Annotated in this window: 20 protein-coding genes; 11 read left to right on the forward strand and 9 right to left on the reverse strand. The window is 53.6% G+C overall.

The window, feature by feature from the left end:
• The 8 genes from CJP46_RS31520 to CJP46_RS31555 form a co-directional block, all read right to left on the reverse strand.
• Positions 1-782, reverse strand: a 782-nt coding sequence (locus CJP46_RS31520) for an ABC transporter permease (protein WP_256992630.1), incomplete at its 3' end; no start/stop codon positions are given.
• 1,140 nt (positions 783-1,922) lie between these two features.
• Positions 1,923-2,792, reverse strand: coding sequence for a helix-turn-helix domain-containing protein (locus tag CJP46_RS31525; RefSeq protein ID WP_094599604.1), 870 nt, complete (start codon positions 2,790-2,792; stop codon positions 1,923-1,925).
• A gap of 193 nt (positions 2,793-2,985) precedes the next feature.
• Complete coding sequence (locus CJP46_RS31530) at positions 2,986-3,417, reverse strand: pyridoxamine 5'-phosphate oxidase family protein (RefSeq protein ID WP_143813063.1); 432 nt, start codon at positions 3,415-3,417, stop codon at positions 2,986-2,988.
• Positions 3,418-3,482: 65 nt separating this feature from the next.
• A complete protein-coding gene (locus CJP46_RS31535) occupies positions 3,483-3,932 on the reverse strand; it encodes a Dps family protein (protein ID WP_094599606.1) in 450 nt (149 codons plus the stop codon).
• 155 nt (positions 3,933-4,087) lie between these two features.
• The gene (locus CJP46_RS31540; RefSeq protein ID WP_094599607.1) at positions 4,088-5,200 is read right to left on the reverse strand and encodes a GerAB/ArcD/ProY family transporter; all 1,113 of its coding nucleotides are present in this window, start codon (positions 5,198-5,200) and stop codon (positions 4,088-4,090) included.
• Positions 5,201-5,219: 19 nt separating this feature from the next.
• On the reverse strand, positions 5,220-6,302 hold the full coding sequence (locus tag CJP46_RS31545; RefSeq protein WP_094599608.1) for a Ger(x)C family spore germination protein: 1,083 nt from the start codon (positions 6,300-6,302) through the stop codon (positions 5,220-5,222).
• Positions 6,295-7,770, reverse strand: coding sequence for a spore germination protein (locus CJP46_RS31550; RefSeq protein ID WP_094599722.1), 1,476 nt, complete (start codon positions 7,768-7,770; stop codon positions 6,295-6,297). Before CJP46_RS31550 ends, CJP46_RS31545 begins: the two co-directional genes overlap by 8 nt.
• Positions 7,771-8,273: 503 nt before the next feature.
• The gene (locus CJP46_RS31555; RefSeq protein ID WP_179281410.1) at positions 8,274-8,570 is read right to left on the reverse strand and encodes a hypothetical protein; all 297 of its coding nucleotides are present in this window, start codon (positions 8,568-8,570) and stop codon (positions 8,274-8,276) included.
• A gap of 243 nt (positions 8,571-8,813) precedes the next feature.
• Here CJP46_RS31555 and CJP46_RS31560 point away from each other — a divergent pair, with 243 nt between their 5' ends.
• From CJP46_RS31560 to CJP46_RS31610, 11 genes are all read left to right on the forward strand, one after another.
• Positions 8,814-9,431, forward strand: a complete 618-nt coding sequence (locus CJP46_RS31560) for a TetR/AcrR family transcriptional regulator (RefSeq protein WP_179281411.1) — start codon at positions 8,814-8,816, stop codon at positions 9,429-9,431.
• Positions 9,432-9,436: 5 nt separating this feature from the next.
• A complete protein-coding gene (locus CJP46_RS31565; RefSeq protein WP_094599610.1) occupies positions 9,437-9,937 on the forward strand; it encodes a hypothetical protein in 501 nt (166 codons plus the stop codon).
• 369 nt (positions 9,938-10,306) lie between these two features.
• Entirely contained in the window at positions 10,307-11,035 is a 729-nt protein-coding gene (locus CJP46_RS31570) for an MgtC/SapB family protein (RefSeq protein WP_094599724.1), read from the forward strand.
• 86 nt (positions 11,036-11,121) lie between these two features.
• Complete coding sequence (locus CJP46_RS31575) at positions 11,122-11,883, forward strand: DeoR/GlpR family DNA-binding transcription regulator (protein WP_094599611.1); 762 nt, start codon at positions 11,122-11,124, stop codon at positions 11,881-11,883.
• Positions 11,884-11,997: 114 nt separating this feature from the next.
• Positions 11,998-13,086 (forward strand): alcohol dehydrogenase catalytic domain-containing protein, encoded by a 1,089-nt coding sequence (locus CJP46_RS31580; RefSeq protein WP_256992620.1) that lies wholly within the window; start codon positions 11,998-12,000, stop codon positions 13,084-13,086.
• A gap of 166 nt (positions 13,087-13,252) precedes the next feature.
• Positions 13,253-14,302, forward strand: a complete 1,050-nt coding sequence (locus CJP46_RS31585; protein WP_094599726.1) for an ABC transporter ATP-binding protein — start codon at positions 13,253-13,255, stop codon at positions 14,300-14,302.
• Positions 14,299-15,177, forward strand: a complete 879-nt coding sequence (locus CJP46_RS31590; RefSeq protein WP_094599612.1) for a carbohydrate ABC transporter permease — start codon at positions 14,299-14,301, stop codon at positions 15,175-15,177. The genes CJP46_RS31585 and CJP46_RS31590 overlap by 4 nt, the downstream gene beginning before the upstream one ends.
• 187 nt (positions 15,178-15,364) lie before the next feature.
• Positions 15,365-16,105 carry a carbohydrate ABC transporter permease gene (locus CJP46_RS31595; RefSeq protein WP_084204006.1) on the forward strand — a complete coding sequence of 247 codons (741 nt, stop codon included), beginning with the start codon at positions 15,365-15,367 and terminating at the stop codon, positions 16,103-16,105.
• Positions 16,106-16,149: 44 nt separating this feature from the next.
• Positions 16,150-17,484, forward strand: a complete 1,335-nt coding sequence (locus CJP46_RS31600) for an ABC transporter substrate-binding protein (protein ID WP_256992621.1) — start codon at positions 16,150-16,152, stop codon at positions 17,482-17,484.
• A 40-nt stretch (positions 17,485-17,524) separates the two neighbouring features.
• Positions 17,525-18,313, forward strand: a complete 789-nt coding sequence (locus CJP46_RS31605) for a glycerophosphodiester phosphodiesterase family protein (protein ID WP_094599613.1) — start codon at positions 17,525-17,527, stop codon at positions 18,311-18,313.
• Between the two features lie 43 nt (positions 18,314-18,356).
• A complete protein-coding gene (locus tag CJP46_RS31610; RefSeq protein ID WP_094599614.1) occupies positions 18,357-19,430 on the forward strand; it encodes a phage baseplate protein in 1,074 nt (357 codons plus the stop codon).
• Positions 19,431-19,704: 274 nt separating this feature from the next.
• On the opposite strand, the gene CJP46_RS37290 is transcribed toward CJP46_RS31610, so the two are convergent.
• Positions 19,705-19,836, reverse strand: coding sequence for a hypothetical protein (locus tag CJP46_RS37290; RefSeq protein ID WP_256992622.1), 132 nt, complete (start codon positions 19,834-19,836; stop codon positions 19,705-19,707).
• Positions 19,837-20,035 lie beyond the last annotated feature (199 nt).

Below are 20,035 nucleotides of genomic sequence, written 5' to 3' on the forward strand. Positions count from 1 at the left end.
GTGGAAATGACGTCCGACGAGCTCATGTTGAGCGGGTTTTGCAGCAGCAAGATTTTCTCAAAGCCGACCCCGAGCAGGCTGCCCATGTTGAGGATGAGCAGAATGGTCATCGTCGGCACTAACACCGGGATGTTGATGTGGCGCAAGCGCTGGAAGCGCGAAGCCCCGTCGATAATCGCCGCCTCATGCAGCCCCGGATCGACGCCCGAGAGTGCGGCGAGATAGATGATCGTGCCCCAGCCGGCGCTCTGCCATACGTCCGAGAAGACGTACATCGTCTTAAACCAGCGCGGATCGGTGAGGAAGTCCGGCGCTTTCAGGCCCAGCCCCTCGATCATGTGGGTGACGATCCCTGTCGACGGCGAGAGGAACGTGATGATCATCCCCGCCATGACGACCATGGAAATAAAGTGCGGGGCGTACGTCACCGTCTGGGACAGCTTCTTGAAGAAGCCGTTTCTGACCTCGTTAAACGCCAGCGCCAGAATGATCGGGATCGGAAACCCGATGGCCAGCGAGTACAAGCTGATGCTCAGTGTGTTCCAAAGCAGATCCCAGAAGTAGTAGGAATGAAAGAAACGGACGAAGTGGTCGAAGCCGACCCACGGGCTTCCCGTGATTCCTTTCGTCGGGATAAAGTTTTTGAACGCGATTTGGATGCCGTACATCGGCCCGTAACAGAAAATAAGAAAGTAGAAAAAGGCCGGTGCGATAAACAGGTATAGCTCCCAGTTCTGAATGATGCGCTTCCATAAACTTTTGTTAGTTTTCTTCCTCGGCATCACGGCTGGATGGCCATCGATGGCAGCTTTTGTATCATGCATCGTATCACTCCTTCTCTGGTAGGTTCGTTGTTGCCTTTATCTTTCCGTGATGGCGGATGTTGAAGCCCGAAAAAGGCGGGTGAATAAGGGGTGTGATCTAAACGTATCCGATAGGCAAAACCTTCGTAAATATGTCATTTTCCACATGAGCCTCATATTCAGGGCAAAACCCGGATGAAACAAGAAGAAAATCGGGCGCTTTTGATCGTAGAAATATGTTGTTTTTGCATCGAATTCGGGTAAATTTCGCAATACATCGCATAGTTATGACAGGTTATATAACATAGTAATGTTCGATATATTACCTATCCGAGGAAGTGATTCGGTTTAACGTTCTTCCTGCGAATCGTATGACTGGATATGCCCAGGCAGCTGTCTCCCGTTGTTCTCCCTTTTACTAAAGGAACAAGAACGATCATAAAAACAGGCAAGCGGCTCATCGTCTCACCCCGAACAGGATCTCGGGTCGATCGATTGCATACGATTTAAGAAGATCCATCCTCGATGAAGCATCCATCTTCAATGAAACATTCATCACCAACTGAAACATCCATCATCGGGCCGCTCCTCCACCTAATGGCCTTCTTTCTTTGCCACGGGTTTTGATCGTGAAGTCCCTTCCCGGCATCCCGGTGGATTTCGCTCGCCTCAGCGGCGGGTGATAACGCTTACACTAAACATATCGGAGGCCCCGACAAGCGTAAATATGTCGTTTTCGCTCTCTCATCAAATTGGCTTGAAATCTGGCTCCGGTGGTTATGATTGGCTTGGGATTCAGGGGCCGAATATGTCATTTTTGATGATTTAGATAGCTTTTAAGGTATATATATCAAAAATGACAATTCCCGTAAGAGCCCTTATGGGGCGCGGTTTTACGAGAGATCAAAAATAACATGTATGCGTTTACATGAAATTGTCAGCATACTTGGGTGACAATGGCATTATCGCATCATCCTGTTCCATTTTCCCGGCTATTACAGCCACCTTTTCTCGCTTTTCCCATAAAAACAAAAAAACGTCCAAGCTCAGCCGGTCCCGCTCCGGCTTCCCATGAACGTCTTATTCTTTAAAGAAACCACCACGCTTAATCCACTTCGGTCAGGACGTGTGGCGAATTCCTTCCCTCACCCAGGCATCAATCCGCTCCCGATCCATAAACGGTAGAATCGGCCCCAGCGCTCCGATCCCTTCCCTCTCGTAAGCTTTCCTTGCACACTCATTGATTGCATCAATGCTCATGAACGGCGCAATCGGCGCCAGCGCCCCAATCCCCTCGCTCTCGTAAGCTTTCCTTGCACACTCATCAATCGCCCCGTCGCTCATGAACGGCGCAATTGGCGCCAGCGCACTGATCCCTTCGCTCTCGTAAGCTTTCCTTGCACACTCATCGATTGCATTAATGCTCATAAACGGCACAATCGGCGCCAGTGCCCCAATCCCCTCGCTCTCGTAAGCTTTACTCGCACACTCATCGATTGCTTCACCGCTCATAAACGGGGCAATCGGCGCCAGCGCTCCAATCCCTTCGCTCTCGAATGCTTGCAGCGCCACCTCATCGATCACTTCTTCACTGACAAACGGAGCGATGGACTGGATGTCCTTCGGCTTAAACTTGTTTTTGATGTGCCCGAACACCTTGTCCACCTGCGCTGTCTTGAGGATTGGGGCGATATTCGCGAACTCCTCGACGGACACCTCGTTCTCCTGCAGAAATTCAGATGTCTTATCCTCGACAATCGTCTGGATGATCCGCGTCTCTTTCGGACTCTCCAAAATATGGTCGATGCTGACGTCGAAAATTTCCGCGAGCTGAGGCAGCTTCGATATATCGGGCATCGTTCCCCCGCGTTCCCAGTTGCTGATCGCCTGATAACTGATTCCCATGCGATCCGCCAGTTCCATCTGCGTAAGACCCTTTTCCTTGCGAAGCCGGGCAATGGTTCTCCCGATCCTAACCATATCAAACATCGCTAACACTCCTTCAAAGGTTATTTGCGTTTAGTGTATCGGTTCGCAGTGCATTTGTATATCAAGCGCTGCTTGAGTCCGCAAATTCACTTTAACTCCGCAGGAACAACCCTTTTTATCAGCATACCAAAAAGCCGCCTCCATCAGGGTTCACCCTGGTGGAGGCGACTCTCACCGCTGCCGAAGGATTCGATCAATAATCGAACCACTCGTGCTTCTGCCCGTCCTTGTCGGTATACTCTATCCGGACAGCCTTTACTTGAAGAATCACGTAATCCGGATCATCCGGTCCGGAGAAGCTCGCGCCGAACTCCTCCCTCCAGATCTGCCGGCGGAGAACCTCCTCCGTGTGCAAGGTTAAGCTACCATCGATCTCCACCGCTTCTTGAGAGCCGCTCTCCTCATGCCCCACCAACAGTGACACCGGCGTTTTGCTCTCCGGGTCCCACGTTTGGCTTTTACGGTCCGCGACAAGATAGATGCTCAGTCCCTTATTGTACTTCGGCATCCGGCGCAGCCGCGGCTTCTGATTCTCCACCGTAGCAACGGCGGCGTATTCGTGGTGATCCAGAATTTTGGCAACTTCGTGCTCCATGACGAATTTGGCTTCCATATTATTAGTCACACCCCTTCTCTTCTGACAGAATCGGACGAAGGGGCGCTGCCCCTCGTCATTGGAAATCCCTGAAATCAGCCAAGGTAGGATTCAAGCATCCATACATGCTTGTCCAGGTCCGCCTGCATCCCGATCAGCATATCGGCGGTCGGATGGTCGCCTGTACTTTCCGCCAAGCTGATGGTGTCATGCAGATCTTTGCTTATCGCCGTGAAGTCATGGATGAGCGACTGCACCATGCCGCGCGCGTCTTCTTTTCCTGTGGCTTCAGCGATCGTGCCGATTTCCAGATACTCTTTCAATGTAGCGGCCGGTCTGCCCTTGATCGCCAGAAGGCGCTCGGCGATGTCGTCCGTTTTTTGCGTAACGTCGTTGTACAGTTCCTCAAACTTCGCATGCAGCGTAAAGAACTGCTCCCCTTTCACATACCAGTGATAATTATGAATTTTCACGTAAAGGATGCTGAAATTCGCCACCTGCTGGTTCAATGCTTGCTCCAAAGTAATTGTCGTCGTATCTGTCATCGTTATCCCATCCTTTTTTTGTAAGTCAGTAAAGGCCTTCGGCAAGCCTTTCGATGCTTGAGCTTTCTTCTGTAACTAAATTGTACACAATTTAGTTACAGTAAATCAATATGCCATTTCTATCATTTTGATCCCACCCCGGCATGGGTACGATTTCACCCCTTTTCTGCCGTCATGCGTCTTTTTCGGTACATTTGAAAAAGATGCACCCATACGAGCAGCAGCGGAAGATAGACGTACAACAGGATCAATCCGGCCCAGGTTACGACGGAATCCAGCTTGTCGATCGTCTTAGGCCCTTGTAAGGCGGCGATGATGACAAACGACAAACCGCATGTGAACCATACCAGCGGCTTGGATCTCAGTGGGGTGACCTGTCTCAAAACTCTCGTCCCTCCCCACATCGCCATGCATACCGGCGGCAAAATCACGATAAACCAGTTGAACACGTATACGTAATCGAACCGGTCGATAAACGGGAGCCGGGCGACTTTCGATAAAATCAGCGTCGGCCAGATCGTATGCTCCAGCTGCTGAACGTTAAAAAACGCCAATGTCACAAATGAGATGATCAAATAAAGCACCGTGGAATGGGCTATGCCGATATGCGCCCACTTTCGGGACTGGTCGTGATGTTTGATAAAGGGGTACAGCAGGAGCAAAAACTCCACCCCGTAAAATAAATTGAGCGAATGAAACGCCGACTCGGCGTATTCGTCTGGTGTGTGGTTCAGCAGCGGCAGGAAATTCGTCCAATGGGCATACTGCAGCGGAAAATAAATCGATACCAGGAGCAGGGTGGGAATGACGACGCAGAAGAAGCAAATTCCCGTGATCACCCGCAGGCCCCCGGTCACAATATACACGGCGGTCAGCAAAATGAGCAGGCACACGAACCAAAGCGGCGTAGCGGGAAACGCCCAAATATGGATGACTTCCATATAGGACCGGATTTGATAGACGATAAACAGCAGCGTATAGCCATACAACGAGAGATTCAGCACTCCCCCCAGCCATTTGCCGAACAGCCGCCGATGCAGGTGGAGTATATCCCCTCCGTCCGCATGTTTCATGATGGCATAAATGACCCACACTACCGCATGCAGGCTGAGACCGACGAGCAGTAGGGATAACCAGGAATCCTGCTGCGCTCCCTTAATGATCCGGCTCTGGAAGTTCAGCAAGGCAATGCCGGTCTGTGTCCCGTGAATCAGGAACCACAGCAAATAGGGGGATAAGGTTGTGCTTTCTTTGGCCTGTCTGGGCAACTTCGTTCACCTGTCCTTGTCATTCGCCGATTCCCGATTTGGTCAGCTGGAGGTTGAGAGCGATATCGAACGCCGTTTTCGGATAATCCCTTTCGTAAAATTCCTTCTCGTCCCAGTCCCTGGTGTATGCCCTGACCAAATCCCCTACGCCCAAAGGATCCGCGCCGCTGTCCCTCAGTTTGGTAAGCAGCGCCGTCAAGCGGTCCCGCATTTGTCCCTCCAGCTGGCAGTCCACCTCGCGATCATTGGAATCCTTCCTTAAATCCATCCATCTCGGGTATTCCTTCACCATCCCGCTGATGGCTAGGTTGACTTGAATATGCAATCCGGATGCCCGCCTGACGGCGTGCTTGGACTCCCTTCCGTAGCTTACCGAAAAAAGGGCCGTTCCCTCCTGCCCGTCCTTTTTCAGAGTAAACGGAATTTCCCCGCGCATGGAATATCCCTGGAGGAGCTTATAATAGAACATTTCCTCCGGATTCAAAGTCAGTTTCAACCGATCCCCCTTGAAAATACCGTAGCCGGACACCTGCATTCTGCCTGCCGCGTTTAACCGGATGACCGGAACCGAAACGTCCCTTCCCACGCCATGGTAATCAAACAGCACCGTCGAGAGGTTAGATCTCGGTATATTGCCCGACTTCATATTTTGCTCAATCAGATGGTACGGCAGTTCCTGGCTGCCCTGCTTGGTCATGATCTTGGCCAGGGACGCGACCGGTTCCTCCGACACGGCCACCGTCAAATAATTGCTGATCAGCGGATTGCGGCAGATCGTGTTGATGAAATACGAAAGGCCATGCTCCGCGAGCTCCCGACTGAACAGAAGCAGGCGCAGCTTCTCGATTTTGACCGGCTGGGCGGACTGTCCATTCATTTCGTTCAGGATGAGTTGGGTCTGCTCCGCCCGCCCCTCCAGCATGCCGACTTTGCCTCTCTGCGTAAAATCGCTGTAGATCGCGGTCCCGATATATCCCGGCCGGGTGTCGTCAAATCCGAGGACCGTGATCATTCGAATATGATCGACCATCCGTTCATCGCCGCATCCCGCGAGTGCAACGACGATACCGAGCATCCCCAGCCACCTTGCGAGGCTACTCATGCTCAATATCCTCTTTGTCTTCACTCGGGGTATACCGTTTGGAGTCCAAAGGCCTCAGGTAAATATTCCGATTCGTAATATACCGGTACGAGCGCCGGACAAAACTGTCGCCGAAATTGCCCGTCCGCAGCGGGAACAACGGCAGCAAGTACGGGGTTCCGAGCGATTTGAGCCGCAGCAGATGCCCGAGCAGCAAAAAGAACCCGCCTACGATCCCCAGTCCGCCCCAAAGGCCGGCCAGCAGAATCAGCGGGAAACGCAAGAGGCGGATGGTGTTGGCCATTTTAAAAATGGGGGTTGTGAACGAGGCGAGCGCCGACAGCGCCACAATGATCAGCAAAATGCTGCTGGCCAAAGCGGCTTCCACCGTGGCTTGGCCGATGACGATCCCGCCGACGATACCGAGCGTCTGGCCGATTTTGGTCGGGAGGCGGGCGCCGGCTTCCCGCAGCAGCTCGATCGTCACTTCCAGAAAGAGCGCCTCCAGCACGGGAGGAAGCGGAACGTGGGATCGGGACATGATCAACGGCTCCAGTATATTTTCCGGAATGACCTCGAAATGATACGTTAATACGGCGACATAGACAGGCGTGACGAATATAGAGAAGATGACGCTCAAAATACGGACGATGCGAAAAAACGACCCGATAATCCAGGGCAAATAATAGTCTTCCGGCGATACGAAAAAGTCCAAAAATGCGGAGGGGCCCGTAATGACGTATGGCGATCCGTCCGCAAACACCGCGACCTGCCCGGAAGTAATGGCGTAAGCCACCCGGTCTACCCTCTCCGTCGACAGAAATAGCGGGAACGGCGAGTTGGAATGATCGGAGACGATCTGATCGAGAAGCGACGTGTCGAACACGACCTCAAAGTCGATCTTTGCAAGCCGCTGTTTCATCGTTTCGATATGCCGCGGATTCGTCACCCCGTCGAGGTAGGCGATCATCACCTTCGTATTGGACAGGCTGCCGACCGAAATCTCCTCGATCACCAGCTTCGTTACGGCGATTTGCTGCCTCAGCAAATGGACGTTGACATGGATATTTTCCACAAAGCCGATTTTGGGTCCCACGACGCTGAATTCATTTTCCGTCTCGTTGTTTTGGCGGTGTCCCAGCTCCGTTTGGTTGATGTTCACAATTAGAAAAGACGGCTCTTCCGCCTCGAGCTGAATGAGCACATATCCTTTGATCAGCTTGGACTCGACCTCTGACGTATCCTCGGTCATTTCCACGTCATCGAACGGGATTCTGTTCTGAATGTCTGCCAGCCGCTGAATGTCATGAAAGTGCTGCTGGATTTCAGCGATGAGATAACGGTTGATCTTCTCCGCATTCACTAGAGAAGAATAATAGCTGATCTTGATCCGGCAATCCTCCGCGGCAGGCGAAAACTGCCGGAAGTCGCTGGATTTGGCGGCTTGCTCCAAAATATCACGGAGGGTCTTGGGTGCAGCTTGCTCCATGGCGATCTCCTTTCCTGTGAGAAAATGAGCATAGATCCCATTATGTTCGGCGCCCGGTGAAAACATACCTGATTTCCCGGGTGCCGCTCGCGGAAAGGAACGAAAAGAACCCCCAAGGAAAGCCGGCGGGCAGCATCGGCTCGTTTAGGGGTTCTTTTTCTAGCTCAGCGCATTTTTCATAAACCTAAAAATATCGTCCTCACTCATTTCTTCCGTATCCGGCGACACGATCTGCTGCACCTGCAGGCCGTTCTTGAAGATAGACAGCAGCTGCGCCGCCTTCTCGGGTTGTCATTTGATTCATAGGCTGAATGATTTACGTTGCTGAATGATTTACATAGCTGAATTATTTATGGTTTAAAGCAGCTTCCCGCTTAACCCGCTTCACGTAGGTCACGTTCCACCAGATCGTGAGCGCGAGGATGCCGTACACGAAAAAACCGGCACTGATGAAGTGCCGGCCGTTAACGCTTTGATTACATCATTTTATTTCGTCCGAAAGCTCATTCTTCAGGAATCCTCGGTTTATCCACGTCATCCGGAATCCGCTCGTCGAAAACGTCCTGACCCGGGTAATCCCGAATATGGCCTTCGTGCAGCTCATGATTCTCGTAGTCGAATCGGCCTGTGCTGCGCTGGTCCACCCGCCATGGCGTGCTTTTCCCCAACTCTTCGGCATTGACGGGCGAACCGAAAGGCCCATCCGGAAATTCCTCGACGGCCAGATCGTTGCGCTGCGACTCCACGGTGGACAGATCGGTCGAAGGGCTGCGCTCCTCATCTTTCATTTCTTGACTCATGCGCGATTCCTCCCTGCGTTTTCGGCTCCATGTTGAGTGGTATCATTTGGGCCGGTTATCTCCTTATTATGGATGGAATAGAGCAAAGTATTCAGGGAGACCCCTTTCTACCTCTCGCCAGCCGTGGACGTTTTAAAGTAAATAAGCCCTATATTCTCGCCTGAGTGGAAATCATTGACAAACAAAGAGAGGCGATTTATTATAAAAACAAAAACACATTTTGTTTTTATAGGAGGTTTTGCGGTGCCCCAATTCTCTTTAGCTGAGAAAGAAAAACTTCGTCAGGATTTAATCGATGCCGGTAAAAAGTTATTTGCTGCACAGGGACTAAAAAAAACATCATTGGAGCAGTTAACGGCCGCAACCGGGATCGCCAAAAGCACCTTTTACGCTTTTTACGAAAGCAAGGAAGCCATGTACTTGGACCTTTTAGAGTTAGAATCGACCGGGATGGAGGAAAGAGTCTGGGCCGCTGTAGAGAAACAGTCCGGCGCTTACAGCGGAATCATGGCTTATTTGCGTCAAATGGTTCTCGAACTAAAAACCAATCCGCTGACCAAAAAACTCATCACGCATCCCCAAGAAATGGAGTTATTGCGCCGTAGGGTGAACCCTGAATTCATCGGAAGAAAACTGCAGCGCAACGTTGTTCCATTAATGAGTTATATCGAGCAGCAGCAAGAAAAAGGAGAGATCATAAACAAGGGCCCGGCAGTTATCGCGGGCATGATGCGGGCAGCCATGTTGATCGAAGTCCATAAAAAGGAGTTCGACGAGCATCTTTACACCGAAATTGAAGATATGATGTTTCATGCTGTTGCCAGTGCTATAACGATACCGCCAAAATCCATAAAGGAGTGATCGAAATGGAATTTCATCATCTCTTAGACTGGGCTTTCCAAAGACACTTGAATCCGTTAAGTTGGTATATTCGGCCCATTTTTTTAATTGTTTTGGCTTTTTTTGCGTACAAGCGGGACTGGAAGGGTATAATCATCACTTTTTTACTTATGATGAGCAGCATGGTTTGGTTTCCTGCGCCGAAAACGATAAGTCCCCAGATGGAGGCCGTATTGGATTATGAAAAAATGCTTCTGAGTCATCCTGGCTCGGCAGTATTCACGCTAGCCTTTATGATGGTTTTTGTCGTATCCATGGGCGCTGCATTCTGGAAACATTCCTTTAAAATAGGCTTGGTCATTCTTAATGTGACCCTCATTGGAAAGGTTGTATTATCGCTGATATTGACCGGAGATAACGGATGGGCTCCCATTGGCAACACCCTTTTCGGATTACTGTTAGTCAATGGGATCGGATGGTTACTGTTACGGCTGCAAAATAAACAAAGATTGATGAAAAGTCATTAGTCATCCAGGAAGCCTTCAATGATCCAGCGGTACGCTATGCAATTATAGCGTACCGCTGTTTTTCTATCGTCCTTACGTTTTGCGTTATCTTCCTGATGAATTCGAGCGAAATGGCAGGTGATGCCCGTACCCTCAGTCGCACCTTCGTCGCACATGGCCCTCTAAAAAAATATTTCAAAATTTTCCTCAAGACGTATTGTCTTCCGCATAACCGCGTGTTACTATAGCGACAAATGAACAAATTATGAACATAAACGAGCATATATCGCGCAAATAATACTCATTTATGTTTGATTTGGGCATTGAATGTTCATTTTCGCTTGCCTAAGGGGGGAATGATGAATCGACAGTGTGTGGCATATCAGCAATATGGATTTGACGCTCCGGCTGCTGTTATCGGTCGCCATGGGCGGATTGATCGGCATGGAACGCGAATGGAACAATCACGCCGCCGGCTTCCGGACCCATATCCTGGTTTGTCTCGGCTCGGCGTCCATCATGATCCTGTCCATGTACGGCTTTGAAGCCTTCGTGGACGAAACGAACGTCCGTCTGGATCCGGCGCGGCTCGCTGCGCAGGTGATCAGCGGGATCGGCTTTCTCGGCGCGGGAGCCATTCTCCGCTCGGGACAGACGGTATCCGGACTGACGACCGCCGCTTCGGTATGGGTCGTGGCCGCGATCGGACTGTCGGTCGGCGCCGGTTTTCTCTACTCGGCTCTTCTGACGACTGGTCTTGCTTTTATCAGCCTATTTGCCCTGAACAAATGGGAAAAGCTCATCATGCACCGCAAGAGGAACTTCGACTTCCTCATCCGGGTGCCCGACAAGCCGGGCATGCTCGTGACGGTCGCCAGCGAGCTGGATGTGCTCGGCATCAAGATCAACAATATCGAAATCCGCACGCCCGACGGGCTGGCGGACGCCATGGTCGAATTGAAATTCCATATCCGCTCCCCAAATCCGATGCAGGTGGTTGCCGCCATGGACAAAATATCTTCCCTGCCCGACGTGCTTGGCATTGAATCGTCGGGTATCTCCTCAGAATTCGCACAAAAGTTTTCCGCAAACAACAAGTATTCCAATTTCAAGATGTAATCGAACAGACGGCAAGCCTGACAAATGAACAAAAATGAACAAATGTAAGCAAATGCATATGCGATTTGGCGGAAAGGATGGTTATATTGCTGGCAGCTGAACGAAAAATGAGAATCGTCGAATTTGTCAGACAGCATCGGTCGGCTTCTGTCGGCACGTTAGCCAAGGAATTCGGCGTTCATGAAGCGACGATCCGGCGCGACCTGGCCGAGGTCGAGCAGGAAGGGCTTCTGAAACGGACGCACGGCGGCGTTATTGTGGAACAGCTCACGCATCACGAGCCTTCGTTCAACGAAAGATCGGGCATTCAGCTCGATCAGAAGGAACGCATCGGCCAGAAGGCGGCAAGCTTGGTGGAAGACGGAGATCACATCATTTTGGACTCCGGCACGACCACGCTGCACATCGCCCGCAACCTGGTTCACCGCTCCAATATCACCGTCATTACCAACGACATGAACGTAGCGGCCGAGCTTCGGGACGCCCCAGGCGTCAAAGTGATGGTCACCGGCGGGGAACTGTATCCGTCCAGCTTCATGCTGAACGGCATGTTTACGGATTACGTGCTGAGATCAGTACACGTATCCAAAGCATTTATCGCGACCACCGCGATCCACCCCAAATACGGCCTCACGCTTCCGGAAGCCCAGCTGGTCGTGGCCAAACAGGGCATGATCGCGGCTGCCCAGGAAGTCATCGTCGTTGCCGACGAAACGAAAATCGGCAAAATCTCGCTGTACAACGTCGCTCCCAATAGCTCGATCCATACCCTGATCACGGGCAACGAGGTTGCGGATTACGACATTAAGCAGTTTCAGGACGCCGGCATTCAAATTTTAACCGTCTGACGGGACTCAGCTCCCTTAAACGACAACTGACGATGACGTTGGCCCGGACGAATGAAAAGGAAATCCAGTATTTAAAAAAAACCAAATAACCCTCACATGGAGGTGTTCCCTGATTTGAGTACGATTACGCAAACGGTGGACTCCCGGTCGCTCCGGCTCACCCACCCCCACCATGTCGAAGAAATGACAATGGATCGGACCGTCGCGGAAGGATTCGTCGTCATTGAACCCACCTTGGCCAGCATCTGCCATGCCGATCTGCGGTATTTCGGAGGCCTTCGGAAACCGGAAGTCCTTGCCCGCAAGCTGCCGATGGCCCTGCTTCATGAAGGCATCGGCAAAGTCGTCGGCGGCTCTTCTAAGGTTCAAGCGGGACAGCGGGTCGCCATCGTGCCGAACCTGCCGGGCTATCTGCTGAATGGCGTCAAACACGATGAGTGCTGTCCGGCCTGCCGGGGAGACATTCCGGAGAATTACTGCTACAACGGCAGGTTTCTGGGGAGCACGATCGACGGCATCGCGCAGAGCCGGCTGGTCATTCCAGAGGCATGCGCCATTCCGATCCCGGATTCGATTCCGGATGACATTGCCGTGCTGGCCGAGCTGTGCAGCGTATCCTACCGGGCGATCCGCCCCGTGGCCGATCTGCTGGACACCGCGCATGTCGCCGTATTCGGAGACGGCCCGGTCGGTTTCCTGACCGCCGCCATGCTCCATTACGCCTTCGGCGTCAGCACGGAGCGCCTGACGGTATTCGGCGCCATCAAGGAGAAGCTGGAGCATTTCACGTTTGCCCGGACCGAAATGGTGCAGGAGTATGATTTTCAAGGCGGCTGGAAGGTTGATGTCGTGCTGGAATGCACAGGCGGAAGATTTAGTGAAAGCGCAATCAATCAAGGGATCGACCTGCTTCTGCCCGGTGGCCATCTGATCGCCATGGGTGTCAGTGAGGATCTTGTCCCTATCAATACGCGGGATGTGCTGGAGAAAGGAATTACGATCCACGGCAGCAGCCGCAGTTCGCACAGCGATTTTCGGAAGGTGCTTGAAGTGATGCAGCAGGAGGAATGTCAGGAGACGCTCCGGCAGCTGGTACCGGACGCTCATATCCCGGTGAGCAAGGCAGAAGACTTTGCGGGCGCAATGGAATCTGCCCTCGCTCACAGAGACTGGAAAAAGATTTACCTCGATTTTCGCTGGTGAGAGAGCGAAAATCTTGTTCAATAGTGTACCACACAAGCGGGTTGAAGTAAAAAATGGAGGAGGATGTCCCGGCATTCCTCCCTCCGGTCTTCACAATATGAAAGCGCTTGCCGTGGACGATGAACCCAAACAACACATAGCATCCGCTGGTGAAGGAGGAATCCGTGTGGCATCCATTGAGTTGGTCGATGTATCCCAATCGTTTGACAAAAACACCATCATCCCCCGTCTGAACCTGAAGATCGAAGACGGCAAATTTACCGTCCTGGTCGGTCCTTCGGGCTGCGGCAAGACCACCCTGCTCCGCATGATCGCCGGGCTTGACCGCCAGTCGTCGGGGTCGGTCCTGATCGGCGGCAGCGACGTATCCGCCATTGCCCCGGGCCAAAGGGGCGTAGCCATGGTGTTTCAGAACTACGCCATTTATCCGACGATGTCCGTGCGCGAGAATATCGAATTCGGCCTAAAAAACAACAAAGTACCCAAGGAGGAACGGACACGGCTCGTGGAAAGCATCAGCGAGACGGTCGGACTCCGCCCGTACCTCGACCGCAAGCCCTCCACCCTCTCGGGCGGCCAGCGGCAGCGGGTGGCGCTCGCGCGGGCGATGGTCAAGAAACCTTCGGTGTTCCTGATGGACGAGCCCCTGTCCAACCTGGACGCTAAGCTCCGGGTGCAGATGCGCGTCGAGCTCATCGAGCTCCACAAGAAACTGGGCTCCACCTTCGTCTACGTTACGCACGATCAGGTCGAAGCCATGTCCATGGCCGACACCATCGTGCTGATGAATCAGGGGGAGATCCAGCAGGAAGCTTCGCCGGCTGATATTTACCGCGAACCGGATAACCTGTTCGCCGCGCAGTTTATCGGGGTCCCTCCGATGAACGTCGGCGACATGGGGCAGGACGGAGTCCGCTTTGGCTTTCGCCCGGAGCACGGGCTGCTGTCCACCGGGCCGGCGGATGCCCATTTCACGGCCAAGGGCGTCATCTCTACCCGGGAAATGCTCGGCGCCGAAACCATCTATCAGGTCCGTACACGGGATCATTCCTTTATGATCAAATGCACGGAAGACCTGTTCACCGTAGATCAGGACATCTACCTCTCCGTCGACGAATCCAAGCTGTTTCTCTTCGGGGCGGACGACAAGCGGATTTACCGCGATGACCGCCGGCATGACACATACCTTCATGCGCTAAAGGGACGTTTCCAATGAACCGGCGCAGAGTATGGGAGACGACTAGGCCGTACGCGCTCATTTTGCCGGCGATGATCGCCTTGTTCCTGTTCGTGGTCTACCCGGTCTTTTACCTCATTAAATTAAGCCTGTATAAATACAACCTGCTCAACAAGGACAAAAGCAAGTTCATCGGTCTAGACAATTACCGGGAAATCTTCACCCGAGACGACTTCTATCACGCCCTGGCCAACACCGCCATCTATACCGTAGGCGTCGTGCTGTGCACCATGCTGCTCTCGCTCGGCGTGGCCGTGTGGCTGCGCAAACGGTCGCGGTTTAACGCCATTCTGCAGGCCGGACTGTTTACGCCGCACATCATTTCGATCGTCTCGATCGCGCTCGTCTGGATGTGGCTGATGGAGCCGGGGCACGGGTTGCTCAATTATGCGCTGAAGGCCTTCGGACTTCCGGGATCGCCTTGGCTGCAGAGCTCCAGCACTTCCATGATCTCCGTGATCCTGGTCTCGGTGTGGCATAGCATTGGCTATTACGCCCTCATTATGGTCGCGGCGCTGCAGAGCATTCCCCCGACCATCTACGAAGCCGCTGCGCTGGACAATGCCAGCAGGTTCAAGGTGTTCTGGAAAATTACGCTGCCGCTGATTTCGCCGCAGTTGTTTTTCATCCTCGTCATCATGACGATCGGTTCCTTCAAGGTATTCGATACGGTCAAAATCATGACCGGGGGCGGCCCCAACGGCTCGACGACGACGCTCGTGTACTACATCTACGAGTTCAGAACGACCAGCATCGGCTTCGCTTCGGCCACCGGCGTCGTGCTGATGGCGATTATCGCGGTGCTGACCTTTGTTTACTTCAAAGTCCTTGCCCAGCGGATTCATTACCAATGAGCCGCGCCATGGGCAGACAACAACCTGAGGGGGTGCTTTTCCCGTGCTGATCCAGGACAAGAAACAAGTCGGCGGGAAGCTGCGGTACCGGATCCGGGACCACGCGTCCCTCCGGTTTCTGAAACGGCTTCTAGGCTTCGTGGCCAAGCTCGCCGTGCTGATCGTGTTTATTTTCCCGTTCTTGTGGATGATATCCACTTCGCTGCAGACCTTTGAGGAGACGCTGGCCTTTCCGCCGACGTGGATTCCCGCCGCGCCGCAGTGGCATAACTTTGCCGAGGCCATGAGGTCGGCTCCCTTCGTGACCTACGCGAAAAACTCGGTCATCATCACCGTCTCCGTCATCGTGCTGCAAATGATCGTGATGATCCCGGCGGCGTACGCATTTGCCAAATACCGCTTCTGGGGCCGGAACCTGCTGTTCGGCATCGTGCTGCTCGCCTTCATGATTCCCGGGCAGGTGACGTTCATCCCCGTCTACCTGATGATGGCGGACTGGGGCATCAACAATACCCTTCTGCCCCAGATCATTCCGTTCATGGCCAATGCCTTCGGGATTTTCCTGCTTCGGCAGTATTTTATGCAAATCCCGCAGGAGATCATCGAGTCCGCCCGGCTGGACAATGCCAGCGAGTTCAAAATCATGCAGAAGATCATGATCCCCATGGCCGTTCCCGCCTTGGCCACCGTCGCCTTGTTCAGCTTCGTGAGCCATTGGAACGACTATTTCTGGCCGCTCGTCGTCACCGACTCGACCGCGGTCCGGCCGCTGACGATCGGGATCGCCATGCTCCGGGAATCCGAGGGCGTGTCCAACTGGCATATCATCATGGCGGGCAACGTCGTGCTCGTCCTGCCGATCCTGATCGTGTATTTGTTTGCTTCCAAGCAGATCGTCAAGGCTTTTGTATACTCCGGTATTAAATAAGCTGTCGCAAAACATATAAATCACCTGAAAATGGAGGAGTTTCTGTGAAGAACAAGTTTCCATTCATCGCGCTGACACTGGCGCTGATCATGACTTTGCTGGCAGGATGCGGCGGAGGCGGAGGCGGATCCGAAGGCGAAACGGCAGGCACGGACAGTAAGGCCGCTTCGGGAGAGGCATCAGGCACGTCCGGTAAATCCGGCTCCGGCAAGGAGACCATCCAATTCTGGCATTCGATCGGTGGCAAGAACGGGGAGTTTCTGGACGCGATGATCCAGCGGTTTAACAGCTCCCAGGACAAAGTCGAAGTCGTCGGCACGTTCCAGGGCAGCTACCAGGAGACGGTCACCAAGCTGCAGCAGGCCGTTGCGGCCAAAACCGCGCCGGACGTAACGATGCTCGAGCGTTCCAACGTACAGCTGTTCGCGGACGCGGAAGTTCTGGAGGACCTGGCCCCCTACATGGAAAAGTCCGGTCTCAGCAAAGACGATTTTGAGGAGGGACTGATGGGGCATTCCTATTTTAACGATAAGCTGGTCTCCCTTCCGTTCAACCGCTCCACGCCGGTGATGCATATCAACAAGTCGATGCTGGACGAGAAAGGCCTGTCCATCCCGACGACCTGGGACGAATTGAAAAAAACGGCCGAAGCGCTGGTTGTCAAGGAAAACGGCGAGGTAAAGCGCTACGGGCTGACGATGCCGTACGATACCTGGTATCCGATCGCCATGATTACGCAGGCCGGAGGCAAGTTTTTCAACGATGAAGGTACGTCCGTCGGCTATACGACCGAAGCGTCCAAAACCTTCAAGTATCTGAAGGAGCTGCAAAATGCTGGCGCCCTCTACTATCCGCCAAGCCAGGACTCCGGCAACATTACGAACCAGATGTTTACCAGCGGCAAGGTGGGGATTCTTTTCCAATCGACCGGTTCGATCTCCGGCCTGACCCAAGGTGCGAAGTTCGATTACGTGACGGCATTTCTTCCGCAGGATCAGCAGTACGCTACTCCTACTGGGGGCGGCAACGTGGCCATGATGGCAGCTTCCAAGCATAAGGATGCGGCGTGGGAGTTCATGCACTGGCTGATGACCAGTCCGGAAGGCGCCCAGCAGTTCGTCATCGATACGGGTTATCTGCCGTTCACGAAGCAAATGGTCGAATCGGACGCCGTCAAGCAGTTGTGGGAGAAAGAGCCGAACCGTAAGGTGGCTTTCGAGCAGCTCCAATACGCCGTCGATACGAACAAGAGCGTCCAGTGGCCGCAGGTCGAGCAGGAGTTTAACAAGGCGATCCAGGCGATCATGTACGATAACAAGGACGTCGATGCCACGCTGAACAGCTACAAGGAAGAAGTGGACCGGATCTTGAAAAATTAACGTGATCCCATTCCGCCAATACAAGGAGGTACACTGCCTTATGCTAGAGCATTTACAGCAGCTGCAGTCCATCGTGGTATCCGGACACCGCGGCTGGAAGTCCGCTTATCCGGAAAATACGCTTTTGTCGTTTCAACAAGCGCTGGAACTCGGCGTCGAGATGCTGGAGCTGGACCTGCGCATGACCCGCGACGACGTCGTGGTGGTCATCCATGACGCCACCGTCGACCGGACGACGGACGGGTCAGGTCCGGTCGGCGATTATACGCTGGAGGAGCTGAAGCGGCTAGATGCCGGCGGCTGGTTCGGCAAGGTGTTCGAGGGACTCAAAGTTCCGACCTTCGAGGAATTCTGCGAGCTGATCGCCCCCTATCCGGACGTCCTGCTGAACGTGGAGATCAAACCGGACGAACGGGCTCTGGAGACTGCGGACGCCGCCATCGTCCAGCTGGCATCCCGCGGGGAACTTCACCGGTGCGTGTTTACCAGCTTTGACGCCACGGTTCTAGCGCACATCCACGACAAGCATGGCCTCAAGACGCAGGGCTTTCCCGGTGAGCAGATGCACAACTATGTGCCGGGACCCGAGGGGACGATTTCGAAAATGTGGGCGGTGGGTCTCAGCATGAAGCTGCTGACGCCGGCCCGGGTGAAAGAATACGAGGATCTGGGCATCCTGCCGTGGTGCTACTGCCCGGACGACGATCAGCAGGTCTACTACGCGCTCGGCTGCGGTTCCCTGCTTATGACGGTCAACAACCCGCTACCGGCCATGAAGATTCGGGAACAGATGGATCTTACAACCGGGAGTTTCAAGACGCAGCCGTGAATGTCCTGTTCCATCCCATACCTAGATTGGAGGAATAATGTCCATGGATCATTCGAAATTTAACGGACGTTGGGCCGTACGGGGATTGGCCCGCCGCACGCTCATGAAATTGACTGCAGGCTTTCTGATCGCCGCCCTCCTGCCTCTCTCCGCTACCGGGGCTCATGCACAGCCGTCGCCGCTGAAGTCCAAAATGTTCGACCTGTCGCAGGAGGCGAAGGAAGTGATCCGCGAGAAGCCGCTGCACAACGGGACCGTGCTTCAGTCCTTTGCCATCGATAATGCGAATGGGCGCATCTACACCGTTCAGCTCATGGCCGGCGGACAGCAGCTCCCCGGCGAACCCGCGCCGGTCAGCGGAGCCGCCCGTTCCAGCAGCGGCGATCTTGCTTTGACCCAGCTGGATATGAACGGAAACGAGCTGGGGCACATGTTCCTGAAGGGATTTGGCCACGGCGTGCAGATGGGCGTGGAGGCGGATGGATCGCAGGCCTACTTATGGACGGAGACCGATTCGGTGGAAGAGTCGGGCAGCGGCTGGGGAACGCAGCTGACCCGGTTCCCCTTCCAGGATGGCGCCATCCTGACGCCGGACTCGCCGGAGCTGGAGAAATACCGGCTGATCCCCGGCGCCGACCGGACGACGGTCCATATCGATCAGGCGAACGGGCTGCTGACGATGCGTTACCGTCTGAACGGCGCCTTCCATTTTGGCGTCTATGAACTTACGAAAGTTAAGCAGCACATCTACGAGCCGGTGGCGGATGTCCTCCAGCCTTCTCTGGGCACGTTCCAGGGCTTCGCCTCCTACGGCGGCTACCTGTATCTCCTGGAAGGAAGTGCCTACGGTTCGGCCGGCTCGGTCGAAGGCACAGGCAACACGTACATCACCATCGTGAAGCTGAGCACCGGGGAAGTCGTGGACCGGCAGCTGATTCTTACCGCGCCGGAGCTGACCTACCGGGAGCCTGAGGGGATGTCGATCCGGATTCCGGACATCCGGCATCCGCAGAAAGCCGAGCTGTGCTTCGGCTTTGCGTCCAGCTTTACGCCCAACCGGCTCGCCAGCATCTACGCCTTTGACCGGCTCCTGCCGGAGCAGGCGCTGCAGGAGTGAAGTTAAAATGAGAAAGGCGGCCGTGAGTATGGCCGCCTTTTTCTATGAAGCTTATACTCTGGGTTTAAACGAAAAGTAGACGCTGTATCCTCCGTGATCTTAAGGCTTAACCGTGTAGCGATCCTCTTTTTGTGGTATACTTGAAATAGATCAAGCGTAAACTAAAAAAGCCACGATGCTGGTAACATCGTGACTTTTGACAAAGGCCGGCGGGCGACCACGGCGAGATTTCAGTACAAGAACCGAAAAACCACCGGATTGCTAGGCTCCCAACCTAATCCCGGTGGTTTTTCTTGTTATGCCGCGCTTGCTTCCAGGCACTGGCCAAAGTCTTCAGGCCAGTAATAATACCGACCAGCTTCAGCAGTCCGTCCAAAAGCTTTAAGGCCAATTCAAGAATGAACACGGCGTCCCCCCCTTTCGGGTTCGCTTCGCCGCATCCTCCCACCGGTTACTTTGTCCTTTTGATTATACCACAATATACCATTTTTTCATTTTACTAATTCTCTCACTCATCTGAAAGTTGTATCCTCTCAATCCATAGTCAGAATGCAGTGATATCCCGGCGATTTGTGCCGCTTACTGATCACGACCAGCCCTTTTGT

Source organism: Paenibacillus sp. XY044 (genome assembly GCF_002257645.1).
GTDB lineage: Bacteria > Bacillota > Bacilli > Paenibacillales > Paenibacillaceae > Paenibacillus_AQ.

What these genes read in the sequence shown, in the direction of transcription:
- CJP46_RS31595 (WP_084204006.1), top strand. Translation starts at nt 15,365, where the DNA reads ATGATATCCACTTCGCTGCAGACCTTTGAGGAGACGCTGGCCTTTCCG.
- CJP46_RS31545 (WP_094599608.1), bottom strand. Translation starts at nt 6,302, where the DNA reads ATGAGTAGCCTCGCAAGGTGGCTGGGGATGCTCGGTATCGTCGTTGCA.
- CJP46_RS31605 (WP_094599613.1), top strand. Translation starts at nt 17,525, where the DNA reads ATGCTAGAGCATTTACAGCAGCTGCAGTCCATCGTGGTATCCGGACAC.
- CJP46_RS31550 (WP_094599722.1), bottom strand. Translation starts at nt 7,770, where the DNA reads ATGGAGCAAGCTGCACCCAAGACCCTCCGTGATATTTTGGAGCAAGCC.
- CJP46_RS31535 (WP_094599606.1), bottom strand. Translation starts at nt 3,932, where the DNA reads ATGACAGATACGACGACAATTACTTTGGAGCAAGCATTGAACCAGCAG.
- CJP46_RS31565 (WP_094599610.1), top strand. Translation starts at nt 9,437, where the DNA reads ATGGAATTTCATCATCTCTTAGACTGGGCTTTCCAAAGACACTTGAAT.
- CJP46_RS31610 (WP_094599614.1), top strand. Translation starts at nt 18,357, where the DNA reads ATGGATCATTCGAAATTTAACGGACGTTGGGCCGTACGGGGATTGGCC.
- CJP46_RS31570 (WP_094599724.1), top strand. Translation starts at nt 10,307, where the DNA reads ATGGATTTGACGCTCCGGCTGCTGTTATCGGTCGCCATGGGCGGATTG.
- CJP46_RS31555 (WP_179281410.1), bottom strand. Translation starts at nt 8,570, where the DNA reads ATGAGTCAAGAAATGAAAGATGAGGAGCGCAGCCCTTCGACCGATCTG.
- CJP46_RS31525 (WP_094599604.1), bottom strand. Translation starts at nt 2,792, where the DNA reads ATGTTTGATATGGTTAGGATCGGGAGAACCATTGCCCGGCTTCGCAAG.
- CJP46_RS31590 (WP_094599612.1), top strand. Translation starts at nt 14,299, where the DNA reads ATGAACCGGCGCAGAGTATGGGAGACGACTAGGCCGTACGCGCTCATT.